This is a genomic window from Arthrobacter alkaliphilus, assembly GCF_021483235.1.
Classification (GTDB): domain Bacteria; phylum Actinomycetota; class Actinomycetes; order Actinomycetales; family Micrococcaceae; genus Arthrobacter; species Arthrobacter alkaliphilus.
Genome location: NZ_JAKEEC010000013.1, coordinates 32,655 through 51,953, shown reverse-complemented (window position 1 = coordinate 51,953; position 19,299 = coordinate 32,655). Strand labels below are relative to the sequence as shown.

At 65.0% G+C, this 19,299-nt stretch carries 15 protein-coding genes; 3 read left to right on the top strand and 12 right to left on the bottom strand.

Features of this window, described 5'->3' with window-relative positions; all coding sequences use genetic code 11:
- Window positions 1-10: 10 nt before the first annotated feature.
- Window positions 11-829, bottom strand: coding sequence for a sulfurtransferase (locus L0B83_RS10870; protein WP_234758427.1), 819 nt, complete (start codon window positions 827-829; stop codon window positions 11-13).
- A 77-nt stretch (window positions 830-906) separates the two neighbouring features.
- Complete coding sequence (locus L0B83_RS10865; protein ID WP_234758426.1) at window positions 907-1,065, bottom strand: DUF1059 domain-containing protein; 159 nt, start codon at window positions 1,063-1,065, stop codon at window positions 907-909.
- Between the two features lie 64 nt (window positions 1,066-1,129).
- Here L0B83_RS10865 and L0B83_RS10860 point away from each other — a divergent pair, with 64 nt between their 5' ends.
- Window positions 1,130-1,882 carry an AfsR/SARP family transcriptional regulator gene (locus L0B83_RS10860; RefSeq protein WP_234758425.1) on the top strand — a complete coding sequence of 251 codons (753 nt, stop codon included), beginning with the start codon at window positions 1,130-1,132 and terminating at the stop codon, window positions 1,880-1,882.
- Between the two features lie 27 nt (window positions 1,883-1,909).
- Here the strand turns inward: L0B83_RS10860 and L0B83_RS10855 are convergent, their stop codons facing one another.
- From L0B83_RS10855 to L0B83_RS10810, 10 genes are all read right to left on the bottom strand, one after another.
- A complete protein-coding gene (locus tag L0B83_RS10855; protein ID WP_234758424.1) occupies window positions 1,910-3,157 on the bottom strand; it encodes an Nramp family divalent metal transporter in 1,248 nt (415 codons plus the stop codon).
- Between the two features lie 354 nt (window positions 3,158-3,511).
- Window positions 3,512-4,528: a DNA polymerase III subunit delta gene (holA, locus tag L0B83_RS10850; protein WP_234758423.1), complete on the bottom strand. Its 1,017-nt coding sequence runs from the start codon at window positions 4,526-4,528 to the stop codon at window positions 3,512-3,514.
- Complete coding sequence (locus tag L0B83_RS10845) at window positions 4,447-5,925, bottom strand: ComEC/Rec2 family competence protein (RefSeq protein ID WP_234758422.1); 1,479 nt, start codon at window positions 5,923-5,925, stop codon at window positions 4,447-4,449. Before L0B83_RS10845 ends, holA begins: the two co-directional genes overlap by 82 nt.
- Before the next feature lie 234 nt (window positions 5,926-6,159).
- Window positions 6,160-6,921: a ComEA family DNA-binding protein gene (locus L0B83_RS10840; protein WP_234758421.1), complete on the bottom strand. Its 762-nt coding sequence runs from the start codon at window positions 6,919-6,921 to the stop codon at window positions 6,160-6,162.
- A gap of 267 nt (window positions 6,922-7,188) precedes the next feature.
- Window positions 7,189-8,676 carry an HNH endonuclease signature motif containing protein gene (locus tag L0B83_RS10835; RefSeq protein WP_234758420.1) on the bottom strand — a complete coding sequence of 496 codons (1,488 nt, stop codon included), beginning with the start codon at window positions 8,674-8,676 and terminating at the stop codon, window positions 7,189-7,191.
- Window positions 8,677-8,908: 232 nt separating this feature from the next.
- Window positions 8,909-9,919 carry a DegV family protein gene (locus L0B83_RS10830; RefSeq protein WP_234758419.1) on the bottom strand — a complete coding sequence of 337 codons (1,011 nt, stop codon included), beginning with the start codon at window positions 9,917-9,919 and terminating at the stop codon, window positions 8,909-8,911.
- A gap of 57 nt (window positions 9,920-9,976) precedes the next feature.
- Window positions 9,977-12,505 (bottom strand): leucine--tRNA ligase, encoded by a 2,529-nt coding sequence (leuS, locus tag L0B83_RS10825; RefSeq protein WP_234758478.1) that lies wholly within the window; start codon window positions 12,503-12,505, stop codon window positions 9,977-9,979.
- A 459-nt stretch (window positions 12,506-12,964) separates the two neighbouring features.
- Window positions 12,965-14,479: a glycerol kinase GlpK gene (glpK, locus tag L0B83_RS10820; protein ID WP_234758418.1), complete on the bottom strand. Its 1,515-nt coding sequence runs from the start codon at window positions 14,477-14,479 to the stop codon at window positions 12,965-12,967.
- Between the two features lie 57 nt (window positions 14,480-14,536).
- Window positions 14,537-15,286 (bottom strand): MIP/aquaporin family protein, encoded by a 750-nt coding sequence (locus tag L0B83_RS10815; RefSeq protein ID WP_234758417.1) that lies wholly within the window; start codon window positions 15,284-15,286, stop codon window positions 14,537-14,539.
- 173 nt (window positions 15,287-15,459) lie between these two features.
- The gene (locus L0B83_RS10810; protein ID WP_234758416.1) at window positions 15,460-17,274 is read right to left on the bottom strand and encodes a glycerol-3-phosphate dehydrogenase/oxidase; all 1,815 of its coding nucleotides are present in this window, start codon (window positions 17,272-17,274) and stop codon (window positions 15,460-15,462) included.
- Between the two features lie 122 nt (window positions 17,275-17,396).
- Here L0B83_RS10810 and L0B83_RS10805 point away from each other — a divergent pair, with 122 nt between their 5' ends.
- Together L0B83_RS10805 and L0B83_RS10800 are read left to right on the top strand one after the other, a co-directional pair.
- Window positions 17,397-18,359 carry a sugar-binding transcriptional regulator gene (locus L0B83_RS10805; protein ID WP_234758415.1) on the top strand — a complete coding sequence of 321 codons (963 nt, stop codon included), beginning with the start codon at window positions 17,397-17,399 and terminating at the stop codon, window positions 18,357-18,359.
- Window positions 18,360-18,413: 54 nt separating this feature from the next.
- On the top strand, window positions 18,414-19,295 hold the full coding sequence (locus L0B83_RS10800; RefSeq protein WP_234758414.1) for an aldo/keto reductase: 882 nt from the start codon (window positions 18,414-18,416) through the stop codon (window positions 19,293-19,295).
- The last annotated feature ends 4 nt before the right edge of the window (window positions 19,296-19,299 follow it).

Here is a 19,299-nt window from a genome sequence, read left to right as displayed (position 1 = left end):
ATGTGCATCTTTAATGCGGAGCGAGATGGGGTGTCTCCACCGGGGTGTCGGGGCGAAGGCCCCATTCGGCCCATGATCCGTCGTAGACCCGCACACGCTCCCGGCCGAGAAGTCCGGTGAGCACGTACCACGCCGTAGCCGCGCGGCCACCGACTGTGCAGTATGTGATCAGCTCGTCCTCTCCTTCGAGCTCCGGCACCGCCAGCGCCTGGCGCAGCTCGTGGGCCGGGCGGAATGCGCCTTTTTGGTCGTAGAGATCGCCGAATGGCCGGTGAACGGCGGTAGGGATGTGTCCGGCGCGCCCTCCCGGCTCCATTCCGCCGGACGGCCAGAACCGCTCACCGGCGTACTCGGACTCGGAGCGGACATCCAGGATAGTCGTTCCAGGACGGCCGATGGCCTGGCGGACGGCCTGCATGTCGGCGTACAGGAGCTCGTTCCGTTCATTGAGCTCGTACGGTGCCGCCTCTACATGGGCCGTGGACGTGCTCGTGGGATGTCCTTCGGCACGCCACGTGTCGCGGGAGCAATTCAGGATGCGGACCTCGGCGTGACCGTATGTCTTGAGCAGCCAATAGCCGAGGGCCGGGGCGTATCCGTAGAGCACAACCGTCGAGTCCAGGCCAATGCCGGAGCGAGCCAACAGCCGCTCGATGGCCTGCCTGCCGACCGGGCTATACCCGTCTTGTTTGAGGTCTGCGTAGACGTTCCAGAGTACGGCACCGTCGATGTGCCATTGGTTGTAGGAGGCCGCGGACACGTCCACTTCGACGACGCGGACGGCAGGGTCGGACAAATGATTTACCAGCCAGATGGGTTCGATGAGCATGTCCACAGTCTCCCGCCTCGTCCTTGGGCCAATGTTGGCTCAAGGTTGGCGCTACCTTGGCGTCAGGGCGCGTCTGGCTATTCCACTTCAATCCAGCCCAGCAGATCCTCGCGACTGACGGATTGGAGCAGCACCGGGTGGTCGCTGGCGAGGTGGCCGCGGATCGCCCCGATCACTTCCTCCTCGGTATCACCGCGGCCGACGAAACCGCATTCGCATCGGATGAGCTTAGCCATAACGACCTCCTAAAACTGCTGGGTCCCTCTCCGAAATGATGGAAGCCCATGGGATCATGGTGTCATGACCGTGCAGTCAGCGCTGCGTCTGCAAATTTGCGGACCGCTGGTTGTGGAACGGGACGGGCTAAGGGTCGATCATGGCCTTCCCGGCCGTCAGGGACGCCTGCTTTTTACCTACCTCGTGGTCAACCGGCACCGGCAGGTGCCCCGGGACGAGCTCATCGAGGCGTTGTGGCGCTCCCCCGATTCCACTGGAATCGATGCCCGTCTCAATCCGCTGCTCTCCAAGCTTCGCCACGTCTTCGGTCCGGACGCTGTGGATGGCCGTGTCACTGTCCAGCTTCACCTGCCTGGTGCCTGGATCGACCTCGAAGCTGCCGTGGAGGCAATCCACCGCGCCGAGTCCGCCGTGGCACAGAAGAACTGGACGCGTGCCTGGGGGCCGGCGCTGGTCGCCCTGTTCGTCGCCGAACGCGGATTCCTGCCTGGCGAGGATGCGGATTGGATCGACCAGACCCGGAGCCAGCTCGCCGAGATCCGGCTCCGATCGCTTGAGTGTTATGCCGCCGCCGAGCTCGGCATCGGCGGCGCTGAACTCGCCGGTGCGCTCCGTGCCGGCCGCCGACTCATCGCCCTGGACCCACTCCGCGAAAGCGGTCATCGCTACCTGATGCAGGCTCTCGCCGCCCAGGACAACCTGGCCGAGGCGCTGACCGTGTACGGCCTGCTGGCCGACCTTCTCCGCGACCAGCTTGGCGTCTCGCCCAGCCCGCGGACGCGGGCGCTTTATCAGCAGCTCCTCGAACAGACCTGATTCCGCCTAGCCGCAGGCCGCCGCCTCTTAGGCGCCGCCGCTGACGGTGGTCCAGATGCCGATGGCGCCGGCCACAACCATGATGGCGGTCGTTGACCAGCCCAGTGTCGAAGCTAGTTTTCCGTTGCGATACTTCCCCATGAGTTCGGGGTCCCTCGCGATCAGCATCGTGACAATGAGGAATGGTGCCGCTGCTATTCCGTTGATGATGGCGCTGAGGATGAGCAGTCCGATGGGGTCGGAGGTGAAGAAACTGATGACAACGCCGCCGATGGTCCCCACGCCGAGCAGCATATAGAAGAGGGGGGCCTTCTTGGGTTGCTTGTCGAATCCCCACTCTTTGCCGAGCAGCCCGGCCAGCCCGGAGGCTCCCGCAGCCGCCAGGACAGGGACAGCGAGGATCCCTGAACCGATGAACCCGGCGGCGAAGAGGTACTTTGCGGCCGGACCAACGATGGGTTCCAGGGCCTTGGCGGCGTCGGCTGCGGTCTTGACGTCGGTGCCGTTTTTGCCCAAGGTCGCGGCGGTGGCCGCGATGATGGCAAACATGACGAGGACCGAGAAGAACATCCCGGTAAACACATCGGTGCGCGCTTCACGGAGTTTGCGCCTGGCCGGAGCCGCGGCACGGTACTTGAGGCCGAGTGCGTGATCGCCGGCTCGGTCGTCCTCCTCCCGGAGTTCCTCGATCCGGTCTTCGCTTTGCCAGAAAAACAGGTACGGGGAGATGGTGGTTCCGAGGACCGCCACGATCAGCCCGAGGTAATCCAGGCTGAACCGGAACTGCAGGCCCAGGACCCCTGCCACGACGTCGGCCCAGTCCACCTTGGCCACGAAGAGGACCGCCACGTATGCCAGCAGGGCCAAGCAGAGCCACTTGAAGATCCGCGCGATGGTCTTGAAGCCGCCCGTCATCAAGGCAACGGCGATGCCGATTCCGGCGACGGCGCTCCAGAGGTGGCCCGGTCCCGCACCCAGCAGAGCCATGCCTTGCCCGATCGCCATCAGGTCCGCCGCTGCATTCAGCGTATTGGCCACCAGCAGTGCCACGATCAGGATGCCGATCATCACCCGCGGCTTGCGGGAGAACTTCCGGCGGGCAAGCTTGCCGAGGCTGTCGCCCGTGGCCAAGGCGGTGCGGTCGCACATTTCCTGGACGACCATCATCATCGGCAAGGTAACGGGAGCGGTCCAGAGCATGCCGTTGGAGAACGTGGCACCGGCCTGGGCGTACGTCGCGATTCCCGATGGGTCATCGTCTGCGGACCCGGTCACCAGACCCGGCCCGAGCAGACCGAAGAACCGGCCTATAGGTGAACGCGGCTTCGGAAGAGGTAAATCCTTCCCTGGGGCATCTTCCGATTCCGCCTGGCTCCTTGAAGACTGCGGTGTTTCGGGCTCAGATGCCCCGATCGCGTTCATCGTCTTTGCCTGCTTTCACCCGATAAATATAAGCATGCTTACTTCCCCGGTGGCATAAGCATAAAGGAAAACCGGGGCGAAAGGTCGATTATCGGGCGCCCGTGCATGCCTGAGGGGCTTGGGTGCAGGCGAAACTCACGGCGCCGGGCAGCCATAGCTCATGGCCCGGGCAGCGGACGCTAGCGGCCACCGGCTGGGCGCCGGCCTCTAGCGGCCGCGGGCCGCGTTGGAGATAACGGTGACGGCGTGCTCGACCGCGTACACCGGATCCCGCGAGAGGCCCTTTACCTGGGCATCTGCTTCGGCCGTGGCCTGGATGGAACGGATCAAGCCTTCGGGCGTCCAACGCCGGACATCCCGCTGGGCCTGTTCCACGAGCCACGGCTGCATGCCAAGCTGCTTGGCGATTTGTGCCGACGACCCCTGGGCGCCGGCGACCTTAGCCAGTGTGCGGAGCTTGGAGGCAAGGGCGGCAACCAGGGGTACGGGATCGACCCCGGTGGCGAGGGCGTGCCGGAGGCTGGACAGGGCTAGCGGCCCGTTGCCGGCCATGGCGGCGTCCGCAACCTTGAATGCGGTGGCTTCGACGCGGCCGCCGTAGTAGCGTTCCACGGTGGCCGCGTCCACAGTGGTGGTTGCATCCGCGATGAGCTGGTTGCATGCCGCAGCAAGTTCGGAGAGGCTGGCACCGACTGCATTGACGAGGGCCTGGACGGCTTCGCCTTCGATCCGGCGGCCGCCTGCCTTGAACTCCGAGACGACGAATGCTGTTTTCTCGGCGTCCTTTTTCAAAGGCTGGCAGTCCACTACCGGCCAGCCGGAGGACTTGATGGCGTCCAAAAGCTTCTTTCCCCGCACCCCGCCAGCATGGCGAAGGACGAGCACGACGTCGTTCTCCGGCTGGGCTATATATTTCAAGGCATCGGCAAGGAAGGCATCGGTCATGGACTCGAGGCCCTCGATCTCGACAAGTTTTGCCTCATCGAATAGTGACGGCGTGACCGCCATTGCGAGGGAACCGGACTCGTAGCTCCCTGCGTTGAGCTTGCTGATTTCCACTTCCGGTGCCGCGGCCCGCACCTGTGAGCGGATCCGATCCATGGCCCGAATTCCGAGGTATTCTTCAGGTCCGGTAATGAGCACTACGGCGGCTGGCGTGATGTCCCGCCAGCTGGTGGTGTTCGCCGCAGGGGTTTTAGCTTTGGAGACCTGGGCAGCGGGCAATGTTGCTTCCTTCCAGAGGGTTTTTCGCAGGCTTCCAGTCTCCCATGGCCAGCACGGAGAGCCGACTCGCCGGCGGCTATGACGAGCACCAGGCGGCCGTGCAACCATCGCACGGCGGAGCCCACCCGCGTCGGATGCAGGACCAGCCACACCATCAGGATGCTCAAAACAGACCAAAGCGTCATGGTGGCGATTCCTGCAGGCCCTTCCGGCCACGGCAGGGCCGCCCCCGGCAGTCCTGCGAAGAACCTGGCGATTGCCGCCACCAATCCCGCGCTGGCCCCGGCAACGGCCATCGGAACAACTGCAAGCCAAGGGAGCAACGGAACAAGCGGAACCGCAAGGGTTCCCAGGATTGTCACTGGTGCGACAAACGGAGCAACCGCGATATTCGTGAGCAACGAGTAGCTGGAGAACTGCGGTTGCAAGGCTACGATCACTGGGCTGCAGAGCAGCTGTGCGGCCAAGGGAACAGCGACGGCGGAGGCCAGCCAGGGAGGCACCCATACTGGCGCCCAGGACGCCATGGGCCGTGCCAACAGGATAATTCCCAAGGTTGCGAGCACTGACAGGAGGAACCCCACGCTCATTCCAAGCGAGGGATCCAGGATGAGCAGGCCAGCTACGGCCAGGCAGAGGAAGCCCAGGCTCCGGCCCCGCCTGCCGCTGCTTAGCGCGGTGAGCCCGATAGCACCCATGACCGCAGCCCTGAGGACGCTCGCGTCCGGGCCGACCATCATCACAAAGGCCGCCAATCCGCCAAGGGCCACGATTGCCGCGAATCCCCGGGCAATCCTGAAGCTTCTTGCCAGTAGTACCAAGCCGCCAAGAATGAGGCTGCAATTTGCGCCGCTGACCGCGGTGAGGTGGGTGGTGCCGGTTGTCTTCATCGCCGTTTCCAGGCTTTCATCCAAGTTGGTGGTGTCGCCCGTGACCATTCCGGGAAGGAGCCCGGCAGCGTCGCCCCCCAACTCCTCGGCGGCCAAGGCGAACTGTTCTTTCAAGTAGGCAGGACCGTGGGGACTGTCGGCGGGACTTTCCGGGTCTGGCCGCATGGGCGGGGTGGCGGCGGCAAGAACACCGGCCTCGACTTGTCCCGGCTTTGCAGGCTTCAGATTTCCGGCCGTCCTGACCTCCTGACCGGTGACCACCTTGTCCCAGCCTTCGCCTCCTGTCAGCAGAATTCGTGCGCGGGAGCGGATCAGCATGCCGTCGGCGGCAATATCAATCACTTCCGCCGGTACGGCCCATCGTCCCGAGCCGCGTGAATCCGTGCCCAATTCGCGTGGATCGCCCACGATCAACAGGTTCATGACTACCGAGTCGCGCGCAGCCGCAGCATTGGCCACCGGGCCGCCGTCGCGCAGCCCTGCGTCCATTGCGGCGTGGGCCGTCACTGCCGCTCCGAATAAGCACGCGACAGCCAAAGTAGCCGCAAGACTCCTCCGGTTTGGAGCGGCCACCGCCCGGGCGGTGAGAAGAAGGCACGCGGCTACGAGCAAAGCCACACACCCGGCTCCCGTCCACGGCGAGGGCAGATAACCCGCCGCAAGCGAAACCGCCCACGCGAGAACGGCGGACGGGGCCAGCCGAAGGTCCAGGCGTCCCGGGCCCACCCTTGCTCCACGCACCTAGACCGTCACCAACGGCAGAAGGGCTTCCATCATTTTGGGACCAACACCATCCACGGCATCAAGATCCTCCACGGAAGCGAACGGTCCGTGCTTCTGCCGCCAGTCGACGATACGCTGCGCAAGGACGGGGCCGATCCTGGGCAAGGCGCCGAGTTCCTCGGCCGTCGCGGTATTGAGATTGACTTTGCCCTCGCCGGAAGTCCCGGCTCCTGTTCCATCGGCTGCGGGAGCACTGCCAACCGGGCCCGCACGCTGCGACGGAAGGGCCTCCCCTATCCGCGGGACATGAATCTTCGCCGAGTCCTCCACGACGGCGGCAAGGTTGAGACTGTCCAATTGGGCTGCCGAATCCGCACCGCCAGCGGCTGCGATCGCATCGAACACCCGCGCCCCTGCGGGCACCCTGACGATACCGGGGTTCTTAACGGCGCCGGCGACATGGACTACGAGGAGTTGGGCTCCATCGGGTGCTCCTGTGGCCCTGTCGACACTTCGGTTTCGGCTTCCCCCGCCCGCCTCCGGAGTTGCTCCGGCGTGGGAGCTCCGGACGAGAGGCTCAACGGTGGGCTGCCCGGACCAGGACTGCCAGAAGAACCACATCACCAGCAACAAGCAAGGCAAAGCCAACAGCACGGGTATGCGCCAAGGAGTGCGCCACCGAAGCCGGGGCGGAGGTCCGGCTCCTTCGGACGCGTCATCGGTGCCGGGCTGTTCCCCCGCACCGGCCACCCCCGAGCCGGCTGTCATCGAGGTTTGCATTGGAAGCAGGGGTTCTTTTTTGCTGACGTGCCTCGGCTGGGCGTCAGAGGCGTCGTCCGAGGGCGGGGCAAGACGGACAGCAAATCGGAGCCGGGCCGCACTCGCAGCATCCTCCGCGGGTGAGGCTCGGTTCCTGCGTGGCATATCCACGAGCCTAGAACGTCCGGGCCGGGAGCAGCAGCCCGGTCCGGTCCTATGTGGACAGAGCTGCCGCAGGGTGCCTGTGGAGGATCAGTGCCGGCAGGCGACGGCCGGCCATTTCCGGGCTCATAGCTGGAAGTACTGATTTCTTCGGGGTTTCCGGTGCGGGTCTATGTGGGGTGGCGGGATGAACCAGGGGATCCCGTCGTTGACCTGGATGTGCCAGTCTTCCTTATGGATCAAGTGATGGTGATGGCTGCAGAGTAAGGTCCCATTGCCGGTGCTGGTCGCTCCGCCGCGGGACCAATACTCGATGTGGTGCGCCTCGCACCACGGTGCCGGCATGGTGCACCCAGGGAAAGCGCAGCCCTTGTCCCGTGCCGTGATGGCCTTGCGGATCTGCGGCGGGAATATCCGTGATGCCCGCCCGATGTCCAGAACCTGACTTTCGCCTCCCAAGACCACGGGGATGATGTCCGCGTCGCAGGCAAGCTTGCGCAATGCCGCGGCCGGAACCGGCCCGGTAAACGTGAACGACCCCGTCCCCAGGACCGCAGGCTCACCCGGCTCCTGATGGTCGCGAGAGGAGAACAGTTCGGTGTGGTTGATTATGGCCAGGATATGCGGGCGGTGGCCGCCCGTGGCGGGCAGATAGCCGGCGGCCAGGGCGAGCTTGCACGCCCCGACCAGACCGTCCAGGAGTTTCTGCGCCCGCGAACGCCGGTCCAACTGGGCGGACGGTTCCCCGGCCGACGGGTCCGTACCGCGGGGTGCCCCGATGCGGGGATTTGTGGCAGTGTTCATGACGGTGAGCAGGTGTTCGTATTGTTCGGTGGTGGCGAAAATTTCCACGTGCTGTAGGCCGTGCCTGGGCCGGCGCAGGAACGCTCCCTGGTGATAGCGGAGGGATTCTTCGGACGGTTCCGGGCCGTCCTGGTCGATAGCCTCGACCCAGCGCCGGGCAACCCGGCTGAGGAAATCCTGATCGTTTTCCTCCGCGGTCCGGGCGAGGGCACGTTCCACCTCGGCCGCCTTTTCCGGGCTGCACATCGGACGCACCTTCTCCACGGCCATGGTGATGATCCCGGCTGAACGAGATCCGATCGCCCCGGATGCCAGCGCGGCGGCGGTTTCTTCGTGCCGGGGCCGGACCGCTTGCCCGGTTAGGCCGCGGCCCGGCAGCAGCTCCCGGGCCAGGGCAAGCCGCCGGCGGGCCTCGGCGGCACTGATCCGCAGCAAGGAGCGCAAATGCTCGGCCGTGGACCTGAACTCCGCTCCACGGTCGCCTCCCCTTGCTTGCACCGAATGCACCGCATCGGGATGCACCGAGCCCGCGCCACTATCCTGTGCGCCTTCCGGGCCTGCCGCGCTTCCGGAGGTCCAGCCCGCGCCCCAACCTGCCTCGGTTTCGGCGGCCCAGCTGCTAGTCCGGCCCGGCCTGCTGGTGTGTTCTTCGTTCCGGGCCGCGTCGAGCGCAGAAGCGGCGACCACTTGGAGATAATCCAGGGTGCGGGAGAGCTCCTCCACCGCGTCCGCGAACGCGACAGCTTCTTGGAAACCCAGGACCCCGACGTCGTCGGCCGCTTTCCCGCTCAACGACCTCACTGCAGCCACGGCCCCCTCCAAGGCAGCCCGACCGCCGCCCACATCCCGTACATTTACCAGGGACAGCGAGCCTCGAGGGGCGCCTGAATCGAGACTGCCACGCGGACCACGGGAACCGCGGGACACACCGAAAGGCCCACGGTACGCGAGCCCTTGCAGCGTGTCGGAGTGTCCGATGGCTTCCATGGAAACACTCTGCCAGGAGGCTACGACAAAATAAGACCGGCGCTCGTGATCGCGGTTACGCCTGGCTCGGCGCCGGAAGCGCCGTCGCGCCGGGTGTGCTGCTTTCGCCGACCACCACGGCCAAAACACCGAGTCCGGCATGGGCCGCCAGCACCGCAGGCAGGGCGCTGATCTGTGCGGGCGGGCAACCGTCGCAGTTCTCTCGAAGCCTGGCCGCGAGCCGCTCGGCCTCCGCCAGGTTCCCAAAATGATGCACCGCAAGCCGCGATTGTCCTTCCGGCCGGGACGTGACATCCGCAGCAACGATTTCTTCGAGCCTGGCGACGGCCTTGGCAGCTGAGCGCACCTTCTCGAGCGGGACGATCTTGCCGTCGTCGACGGCCAGGATCGGTTTGATGGAGAGCATGGCCCCGAGCCAGGACGCCGCCGTGCCGATTCGGCCACCGCGCCTGAGCTGTTCAAGGCTCGGCACATAGAAGTAGACCTTGGTGCGGGCCAAACGCTCCTCGGCAAAGCGCCGGACTTCGGCCGCCGAACGGCCGTCCGCGGCGGCAACCAGAGCGCTTTGGACACCCATGCCTTGGGCCATTCCCACGGTGCGCGAGTCAATGACCTCCACCGGGATGGGGACGCGTTGCGCGGCCAGCCTCGCAGCGTCCGCGGTGCCGGAGAGCCCGGCGGAAATGTGGATGGAGACAACGGCTTCGAAACCGCGGGCCCGGGCGGCGAGATAGGCCTGTTCGAACTGGCCCGGAGACGGCCTGGACGTCTTCACCGAGGAACCGGCGGCCAGCGCCACGGAGAGGGTCTCGGTAATGTCGTCCTCCCCCTCGCCATAGATCTCCTCGCCCACCATGACGGGCATCGGCACGACGGCGAGGCAGCCGTCGCTGACGAAAGCCTTGACCCATTCGGGCGGGAGTGCGGCAGCCGAGTCTGTGACGATGGCGGTGCGCACCGCGATCGGTGCCGGCTCGGTCCCGAAGCGGCCCGGCGCCGTCGACTGGCGCAGCCGGGCCAAACGTTCCTTGAGCCACAACCAAGCGGGTGGTTCGCGGTCCGTCAAGGCAGCCTCCTGAAGCTGGTGGCCGGCCGCCGGCACGCGCCGACGGCCGTTTCCCGGCTAGGCCGGGACGATGTTGACCAGTTTAGGCGCGCGCACGATCACCGTACGGATACCGCGGCCATCGAGTGCACGCTGAACGTTTTCACTGGCCAGGGCGAGCTCGCGCAGGTCCTCTTCGCTAATGTCCGGCGAGACGTCCAGGCGGTCACGGACCTTGCCTTGGACCTGAACGACGGCGGTGACTGTCTCCTGGACGAGGAGTGAGGCATCGTACGAGGGCCAGCCTGCGTTCGCCACCGAGGCCGGGTGGCCCAGCTGGTTCCACAGGTCCTCGGCCGTGTACGGCGCGAAGAGGCTCAGGATGATTGCCACGGCCTCGACGGCTTCACGGACGGCAGGGTCCGCGCCACCGGCACCGGAGTCGATGGCCTTGCGGGTCGCGTTGACCAGCTCCATCAGTTTGGCCACCACGACGTTGAACTTGTTGTTGTCCAACAACTCCGCCGCGTCGGCAATGGTCCTGTGGGTCACCGTGCGCAGCGCCCGGTCGCCAGTTGAGAAATCGACGCCAGGCTCGCTTGCGACACTCTGGCCAAGGCGCCAGGCACGCGCGAGGAACTTCGCGGAGCCCGACGGCGAGACGTCCGCCCAGTCGACGTCGTCCTCGGGCGGTGACGCGAAGACCATGGTCAGGCGGACGGCGTCGACGCCGAACTTGTCCAGCTGCTCGCCCAGGTCCACGCCGTTGCCGAGGGACTTGCTCATGGCCTTGCCGCCGTTGAGGACCTGCCCCTGGTTGAGCAGGGCGCTGAAGGGTTCGTCCGCGTCGAGGAGGCCCATGTCGTGGATGACCTTGGTGAAGAAGCGGGCATACAGCAGGTGCAGGATGGCATGCTCGACGCCGCCGACATACTGGCCCACCGGCATCCAGTCATTGATCTTGGCCGGATCGAACGGTCCCTCGGTGTAGTGCGGGGAGACGAAGCGCAGGAAGTACCAGGACGAGTCCACGAAGGTGTCCATCGTGTCGGTGTCGCGCTGGGCTGCCCGGCCGCAATTCGGGCACTCGACGTTGACCCACTCCAGTGCCGCGGCGAGAGGAGAGGTGCCCCTCGGCGACAGCGCCTCGCCGCGCAGGTTTTCGGGCAAAGTGACAGGCAGTTGATCGTCCGGCACCGGCACCTCGCCGCACTCGGCGCAGTGGATGATCGGGATCGGGGTACCCCAGAAACGCTGGCGGCTCAAGAGCCAGTCGCGCAGGCGGAAGTTGACGAACTTCTCCCCTGTGCCCAACTTCTCCAGGATGCTGATGGCTGCAGGGATGGCCTCGGCCTTGGACAAACCGTCCAGTTCGCCGGAGTTGGTCAGGGTGCCCTCGCCAGCCGTCGCAATGCCCGTCTCCGCCGGGTCTTCCCCGCCGGTGTCGAGTACAGCACGCACCGGCAGGTCGAAGGCGCGGGCGAAGTCAAGGTCGCGCTGGTCGTGCGCCGGAACCGCCATGATGGCGCCCGTGCCGTAGTCGGCGAGCACGTAGTCCGCGGCCCAGACCGGCAGCCTTTCGCCGTTGAGCGGGTTGATGGCGTAGCGGCCGGTGAAGACACCGGTCTTCTCGCGCTCGGTGGACTGGCGCTCGATGTCCGACAGGGCCTTGACCTTTTCGCGGTAGGCCATGAGGGAGTCGTGGTGCTCGGGCGTGACCAAGTCCAGCGCCAGGTGGGCGTCTGCGGCGACGACGAAGAACGTTGCCCCGTACAGGGTGTCCGGGCGGGTGGTGAAGACAGTAACTTCACGCTCCGGACGGCTGTCCGTGGCCTCGATGACGAAACGCACGTGGGCGCCTTCGGAGCGGCCGATCCAGTTGCGCTGCATCGCCAGCACACGCTCGGGCCAGTGTCCCTGCAGTTCGGACATGTCGTCCAGCAAACGGTCGGCGTAGTCGGTGATCTTGAAGTACCACTGGTTCAGGGACTTCTTGGTGACAGGGGTCCCACAGCGTTCGCACGCCCCGTTGACTACCTGTTCGTTCGCCAGGACGGTCAGGTCCTTCGGGCACCAGTTGACCGGGGAATCCTTGCGGTAGGCCAGCCCGCGCTCGTAGAAACGCTTGAACAGCCACTGGGTCCAGCGGTAGTACTCCGGGTCCGAGGTGTGCAGCCGGCGGGACCAGTCAGCCGAGATCGCGTAACGCTTGAACGATGCCGCCTGCGTGTCGATGTTGGCGTATGTCCACTCGCTGGGGTGGGCGTTGCGCTTGATCGCGGCGTTCTCCGCGGGCAGGCCGAAGGAGTCCCAACCAATGGGGTGCAGGACGTCGAAGCCCTTCTGGCGCAGGTAGCGCGCCACCACGTCGCCCATGGCGAAGGCCTCGGCGTGGCCCATGTGGAGGTCGCCGGAAGGGTAAGGGAACATGTCCAGCACATAGCGCCGCTCGCGCGAGCCGTCGTCGAGAGGAGTGAAGACCTTAAGGTCTTCCCAGACCTGCGGCCACTTGGCCTCCATCGAGGCGAAGCTGTAGACACCCTCCTCGGGCGCCTCGCCTGCCACTGTTGACTGTGCTCCGGTTTCTGTCTCCGGCTGAACGCTCACTGCTGCCCTCTTCTGTTCTTCCATGACGGTTTTGCCTCCTGCTCCGGGCCCCGGAAGGTCCCGGACACACAAAAGCCCCTCGGCAAGGAGGGGCGGCCGCTCGGTTCGCGATGTTCTAAATCGACGTTACCCGGGCGGCTAGCTAAGCAGAAGGATCGCACGCATAAAGCCACCTTACCCGCCTGTTACGTGTTTATGGAAACAGGTAACAGGCGCCGCGAGCAGGCGGCGGTTGGAGGAGGCTGCCACTCGCACCGGTGACTGATGCACGGGAAAAGGGGCCGGTGACTCCCCGCCATGGTGTGGTGGGCACCGCGATGGGCCCACGGCAGCGAGGGCCCCGACGCGAGCTTGCGAGCGTTGGGAGCTGCCGGGGACGGGCGGGCGGGAGTTACCGGCCCCTTTTCGGGCGAGTAGGACTAACCCGGGTGAAGGGCGAAAGTCTCCTTCTGGTTGAACTTACTTAACGTCCTCGTCGACCCAATCCATCGACTTCGTCACTGCCTTCTTCCAGAGGCGCATCTGGCGGTCCCGCTCGGCGTCGTCCAGCTGCGGCTCCCAGCGCTTGTCCTCGTTCCAGTTGGCGCTCAGCTCGCCGAGGTCCTTCCAGAAGCCGACGGCGAGACCGGCCGCGTAGGCAGCGCCCAGGGAAGTGGTTTCCACGACCTTCGGACGGACCACGGGCACGCCGAGGATGTCGGCCTGGAATTGCATGAGCGCCTCGTTGGCGACCATTCCGCCGTCGACCTTCAGCTCGGTCAGTGGAACGCCCGAGTCGGCGTTGACGGCGTCGAGCACTTCGCGGGTCTGGAATGCGGTGGCCTCCAGTGCCGCGCGGGCGATGTGGCCCTTGTTGGCGAACCGGGTCAGGCCCACGATGGCTCCGCGGGCGTCGGCACGCCAGTACGGGGCGAACAGTCCGGAGAACGCGGGCACGATGTAGACGCCGCCGTTGTCCTTGACGCCGGCCGCCAATGTCTCCACTTCCGGTGCGGAACTGATCATGCCGAGGTTGTCCCGGAGCCATTGGACCAGCGAACCCGTGACGGCGATGGAGCCTTCCAGGGCGTAGTGCGGTTTGTCGTCACCCAGCTTGTAGCCAAGCGTGGTCAGCAGTCCGTTCTTCGAGTGGACGATTTCTTCGCCCGTGTTGAAGATCAAGAAGCAACCGGTGCCGTAGGTGTTCTTGGCTTCGCCCGGCTGGAACGCCGCTTGGCCGAAGGTTGCCGCCTGCTGGTCGCCCAGGATGCCGGCGACGGGCACTTCGCGCAGAAGCTGCGAGGTGTGCACGGTGCCGTAGACCTCGGAGGAGGACTTAATGGCGGGCATCATCGATGCCGGCACGCCGAACGCGTCCAGGATGCCCTGGTCCCATTGCAGGGTCTCGAGGTCCATGAACATGGTGCGCGAGGCGTTGGTGACGTCCGTGGCGTGCACGCCACCGTCTACACCGCCTGTCAGGTTCCACAGGACCCAGGAGTCGGTGTTCCCGAAGATGAGGTCCCCGGCCTCGGCCTTGGCCCGCGCACCTTCAACATTGTCGAGGATCCACTTGATCTTGGTGCCGGAGAAGTAGGTGGCCAAGGGCAGGCCCACCTTTTCCTTGAAGCGCTCAGGGCCGCCGTCCTGGGCCAGCTCGTCCACGATGGACTGGGTGCGGGTGTCCTGCCAGACGATCGCGTTGTAGATGGGCTCGCCGGTGTTCTTGTCCCATACGACCGCGGTTTCGCGCTGGTTGGTGATCCCGACGGCTGCGATGTCGTGCCGTGTCAGGTTTGCCTTCGACAACGCGGATCCGACGACCTCCCTGACGTTGTCCCAGATCTCCACGGGGTTGTGCTCAACCCAACCGGCCTGGGGGAAGATCTGCTCGTGCTCCATCTGGCCCGTGGAGACGATGTTGCCTGAGTGATCGAACACGATTGCACGCGAGCTGGTGGTTCCCTGGTCAATGGCGATGACATATTGCGACATTTTGACGTCCTTGTCTGCTTGCTTTGGTGTGGATGCGGATAAGTACTGACCGGTTTGCTACTTGGCGACGGTGGCCATGATCGGTATGGAGTGGGCGACTAGTCCTGCGATGGTTCCACCGACGAGCGGGCCGACTACCGGAACCCAGGAGTAGGCCCAGTCGCTGGAACCCTTGCCCTTGATCGGCAGGAGTGCGTGGGCGATCCTCGGACCGAGGTCACGCGCGGGGTTGATCGCATAGCCCGTCGGGCCGCCGAGGGAAGCGCCGATGCCGACCACAAGGAACGCGACCGCGAGCGGTCCGAGGCCGGAGGGGGTCCCGCCCAATGTCAGGATCACGAACACCAGGACGAACGTGGCGATGATTTCGGTGACGAGGTTCCACGGGTAGGAGCGGATTGCCGGTCCCGTGGAGAAGACAGCCAGCTTGCTCGCTGCCAAGGGCTCGACGTCGAAGTGCTGCTTATGGGCGAGCCAGGCGAATACGGCGCCGAGGAAGGCGCCAAGCAGTTCTCCGCCGAAGTAAGTGAAGGTGGAGGCCGCGCTCACAGCCACGCCCGGGGCATACTCGGACTTGCCGTCAACCAAGAGCCCAAGGGTCACCGCGGGGTTCAGGTGCGCCCCTGACATGGCCGCTACGTAGACGCCGGCAAATACGGCAATCCCCCAGCCAAAATTCACCATCAGGAACCCGCCGCTGTTGCCCTTCGTGCCCTTGAGCGCGACGTTGGCCACGACCCCGCAACCAAGGAGGGTTAGCATGCCGGTTCCAAATACTTCGGAAAGGAAAACAATTCCGAGAGACATCTTTGACTCCTCTTTTCCTTCTTTTGTCAGCCCCGCAGGTTTTATGGGGCCGGTGGGCCAGCGTCTGTTAGCGCCGCCCCGGTTTCGGCGTTCCCATACGGAGCGGAAGGCCGGAACCCCTGTGTCCAGGCCTCTTGGCCCGAACAATCAAGCTGATGTGACGTACATTACGTTCATGCGACGAGGCTGTGAACAGTAACGCCATGAAAACGTCGAAGCACCTCCTGTGCATGCTGGATTTCGGCCTGGCGCTTCGCTGAATCCCAGCCGAGGTGCATGGCGAGGACCTCTGCGACCTCGTTCAGGAGCTCGCCGGTCACGAGGCCGCGGAAGGCCAGTGAGGTGCGGCGGATGAGGACATCCACGAGGTGGCCGATCTGTTCGTTGGCGGCCATGAACTCCAGCTCGCGGACGCTAAGTTCATTCGTGGAGCGGAGTTTCCGGTCTTCGCCTGCAGCGAGGTAGGCCATGACGTCTTCCGCGCGCGTGCCGTAGCGGGTGAGCAGGCCGTTGACCCGATCGGCGTCGAACCCGGATGCCATGTGCTTCTTGATCCAGTCCTGGATTCCGTCTTCGCTGTCCGGGAAGTCCAGGCCGCCTCCGATGGCAAGTTCCGCCGTCGAGACCTTGCGGTCCATGCCGAGCTCGCGGAGGACATCGTTGCTCAGGTGTTCGGCGAGGGCGCGGAACGTGGTCCATTTTCCGCCGACCAAGGAGAGTACGACGGCGGCCTTCCCGCCCGCGGCGGTCAAGTCACCGGCGGGTGCGGCACCGGAAGGTTTCGGCCCGCTTCGCTCGATGCGGTAGTCGCGGGAAACGAAGCCCGGCTGGGTGTCATCGTGGCGCGGAAGCGGCCGGACGCCGGCGAAGCTGTACACGATGTGGTCGCGCTCGACCTTGATGGACGGGAAGACATGGCCCACAAGGTCGAAGAAGTAATCGATCTCCGCGTCGGTGCACACGGCATCCTGGGCCATGTCCGCCTCGACGTCGGTGGTCCCCACGAGGACGCGGTCACCCATCGGGTAGATCAGGACGATCCGTCCGTCAGTGTGTTCGAAGAAGATCTCGCGGCCCCCGCAGGCTGCGAGCAATTCCGGGTGGTCAAGGACAATGTGGGAGCCTTTGGTTCCGCCCATGAAACGGCTCGCGGCGCCCATTGCCTCGTTGGTGAGGTCAACCCAGGCCCCGGTCGCGTTGACGATCACGTCCGCTTGGAAGCTGAATTCCTCGCCCGTGAGTTCATCCCGCAGCAGCACAGCGCCCGCCTGTCCGGCCGGGGAGTCTGTCGACACCATCGCGACGTAGTTGCTGGCGCGGGCACTGCCGCCCGGCAAGCTGCTGGCGCTGCCGGCCTTCTCGCCGTCCTGGAGCACATCGAGCGTCAGGCGCTCCGGGTTGTGCACGGAGGCGTCGAAGTAGGTGGCTGCGTATTTGATGCCCGGGTGCAGCCGCGGCAACTCGGTGAGGGCCTTCTCCTTGCCCAGGAACTGGTGGCGGGGGACGCTGCCGCCGTCGCGGGAGAAGAAGTCGTACATGCTCAAGCCGAGTTTGATGAGGAAGGCCCCGCGCTCCTTCGGCTTCCCCCGCTTGTGCGTGAGGAAGCGCGTGGGGGCGGAAAGTATGCCGGAGAAGGTGCTGAAGATGGGGATGGTCGTCTGCAACGGCTTGACGTAGTGGGGAGCGATCTTCAGAAGCCGGTTGCGCTCGACCACCGATTCCTGCACCAGGCGGAACTCGCCGTTCTCGAGGTAGCGGATGCCGCCGTGGATCATGTGCGATGAGGCTCCGCTCGCGCCCTGGCAGTAATCGCCGCGTTCGACGAGGGCGACGTCCACGCCCTGGAGTGCCAGGTCACGGAAGGTTCCGACGCCGTTGATACCGCCGCCGATGATCAGTACTTGGGCCTGTGGCCGTTCACGAAGTGCCGAAACCGAGGTACGACGCGGTGATCCTGCTGCGGAACCGGATTTGCTGGTGTTTCCCAAAACTGCTCCCTCGGGCTTGAATGTGCGCTGCTTCACTTGACGTCGCACCGTGCATAACTATTCTTCGAAAGAGTGGAAAATGAAATCAAGCTACTTGCACAAACGTGCAGAACGGAATTGAGATGCCGCGATCACGCCATTCGGAGGCCCTCAGGGCAGCACAGATGTACTACCTCCAGGACCTCACCATGGACGCCATCGCCCGCGAACTTCGGACCTCGCGCTCAACCGTTTCCCGCCTGCTGTCCTCGGCCCGCGAGTCGGGATTGGTCCAAGTCCAGATACGCAGCCCGCTCGATTCTGCCCCCGAACTGGAACGCATGATCCGCGACCACTACGGCGTCGACGCGCACGTGGTGCCCGTCCTGGACACGCTGAACGAGGCGGAAACCCTCGACCGGGTCGCGACGCAGGCCGCGCGGACGATCGGCCCTTTGGTCGATTCGAACGCCATTATCGGAGTGGCCTGGGGTGCCACCATCAGCGCCGTCAGCAGGCACCTGACACGGAAGATCACGCACGGCAGCACCATCGTGCAGCTCAACGGCGCCGGCAACATGCACACCACCGGCATCACCTACGCGAGCGACATCATGCGCCGTTTCGGCATCGCCTATGGTGCGCGGGTAGAACAGTTCCCCGTACCCGCCTTCTTCGACCACGCCTCCACCAAGACCGCCATGTGGAATGAGCGCAGCGTCCAGCGCGTGCTCGATCTGCAAGCCAGGATGAGCATCGCCATCTTCGGTGTCGGCTCGGTGCATTCGGACTACCCCAGCCACGTCTACGCAGGCGGATACCTCGATGAAACGGACTTGAACTTGCTGGCCGGCTCCGACGTCGTGGGCGATGTCGCCACCGTCTTCTTCCGCGCCGACGGCTCTTCCGACGGCATCACCCTCAACGAGCGGTCCACCGGCCCAAGCCACGAACAACTGAGGCAGGTCCGACGCCGGATCTGCGTCGTCTCGGGTGAATCCAAGATCAACGGCCTCCGCGGAGCACTGGAAGCGAAACTGGCCACAGACCTGATCCTGGATGAGGCTACGGCGAAGCGCTTGGTCAGTTTCGACAGCCCTTCCTGAATAATTGAAGGCCCCTGAAACATTCCCGGCATCGAGGTAGGTAGAGTCTTGGCTATGAAACACCCGCCAAGGCTCAGTCTCAACAACGGTGTCTCCATTGACCAGTTGGGATTCGGGCTCTACAAGGTGCCCCCGGCAGATGCCACGTCTTTGGTCGCAACAGCACTGGGCGCCGGGTACAGGCACTTCGATACAGCCGCGATGTACGGCAATGAAACGGGGGTCGGGCGCGGCATCGGAAGTGCGGTCATACCGCCGCCAGGTGTCGACGGCGGAACGGGCGGCTCCGGGGAGCGCACCCACGGCCTTTCCCGCGAGGACGTCTTTGTCACCACCAAGCTCTGGAACGATGACCAGGGCTACGACTCCACGCTGCGCGCCTTCGATACCTCCATGGCCAATCTCGGCCTCGACTACGTCGATCTCTACCTGATCCATTGGCCTTGCGCGGGGCGCGGCTTGTTCCAGGAAAGCTACCGGGCCATGGAGACCCTGTACCGCGAAGGCCGGGTGCGCGCGATCGGCGTTTCCAACTTCCAGCCGGCCCACCTCGAGGCACTCATGCAAAAAGCCGAAGTGGTTCCGGCCGTGAACCAGATCGAGCTGCACCCCTGGTTGCAGCAGACCCGGCTCCGGACCCTGCACGAGCAGTTGCACATCCGTACGGAGGCGTGGAGTCCGCTGGGGCGCGGGCAGGTCCTTCAGGACCCGGCGATCCGCGCGCTGGCGGAAAAACATGGAAAGACTCCCGCCCAAATCATCATCCGCTGGCACCTCCAGCTCGGAAATATCGTGATTCCCAAAGCCAGTACCGCGGCACGCATCCAGGAGAACTTCGATGTCTTCGGCTTCGAGCTGGACACCGATGACATGGATGGCTTGGCCGCCCTCGAACGCCACCACCGCACCGGATCGCATCCGGACAACGTCAACTAGGACC

Excerpts from the sequence above, each read along its gene's own strand:
- L0B83_RS10870 (WP_234758427.1), bottom strand. The coding sequence starts at position 829 with ATGCTCATCGAACCCATCTGGCTGGTAAATCATTTGTCCGACCCTGCC.
- L0B83_RS10865 (WP_234758426.1), bottom strand. The coding sequence starts at position 1,065 with ATGGCTAAGCTCATCCGATGCGAATGCGGTTTCGTCGGCCGCGGTGAT.
- L0B83_RS10860 (WP_234758425.1), top strand. The coding sequence starts at position 1,130 with ATGACCGTGCAGTCAGCGCTGCGTCTGCAAATTTGCGGACCGCTGGTT.
- L0B83_RS10840 (WP_234758421.1), bottom strand. The coding sequence starts at position 6,921 with ATGCAAACCTCGATGACAGCCGGCTCGGGGGTGGCCGGTGCGGGGGAA.
- glpK (WP_234758418.1), bottom strand. The coding sequence starts at position 14,479 with ATGTCGCAATATGTCATCGCCATTGACCAGGGAACCACCAGCTCGCGT.
- L0B83_RS10815 (WP_234758417.1), bottom strand. The coding sequence starts at position 15,286 with ATGTCTCTCGGAATTGTTTTCCTTTCCGAAGTATTTGGAACCGGCATG.
- L0B83_RS10805 (WP_234758415.1), top strand. The coding sequence starts at position 17,397 with ATGCCGCGATCACGCCATTCGGAGGCCCTCAGGGCAGCACAGATGTAC.
- L0B83_RS10800 (WP_234758414.1), top strand. The coding sequence starts at position 18,414 with ATGAAACACCCGCCAAGGCTCAGTCTCAACAACGGTGTCTCCATTGAC.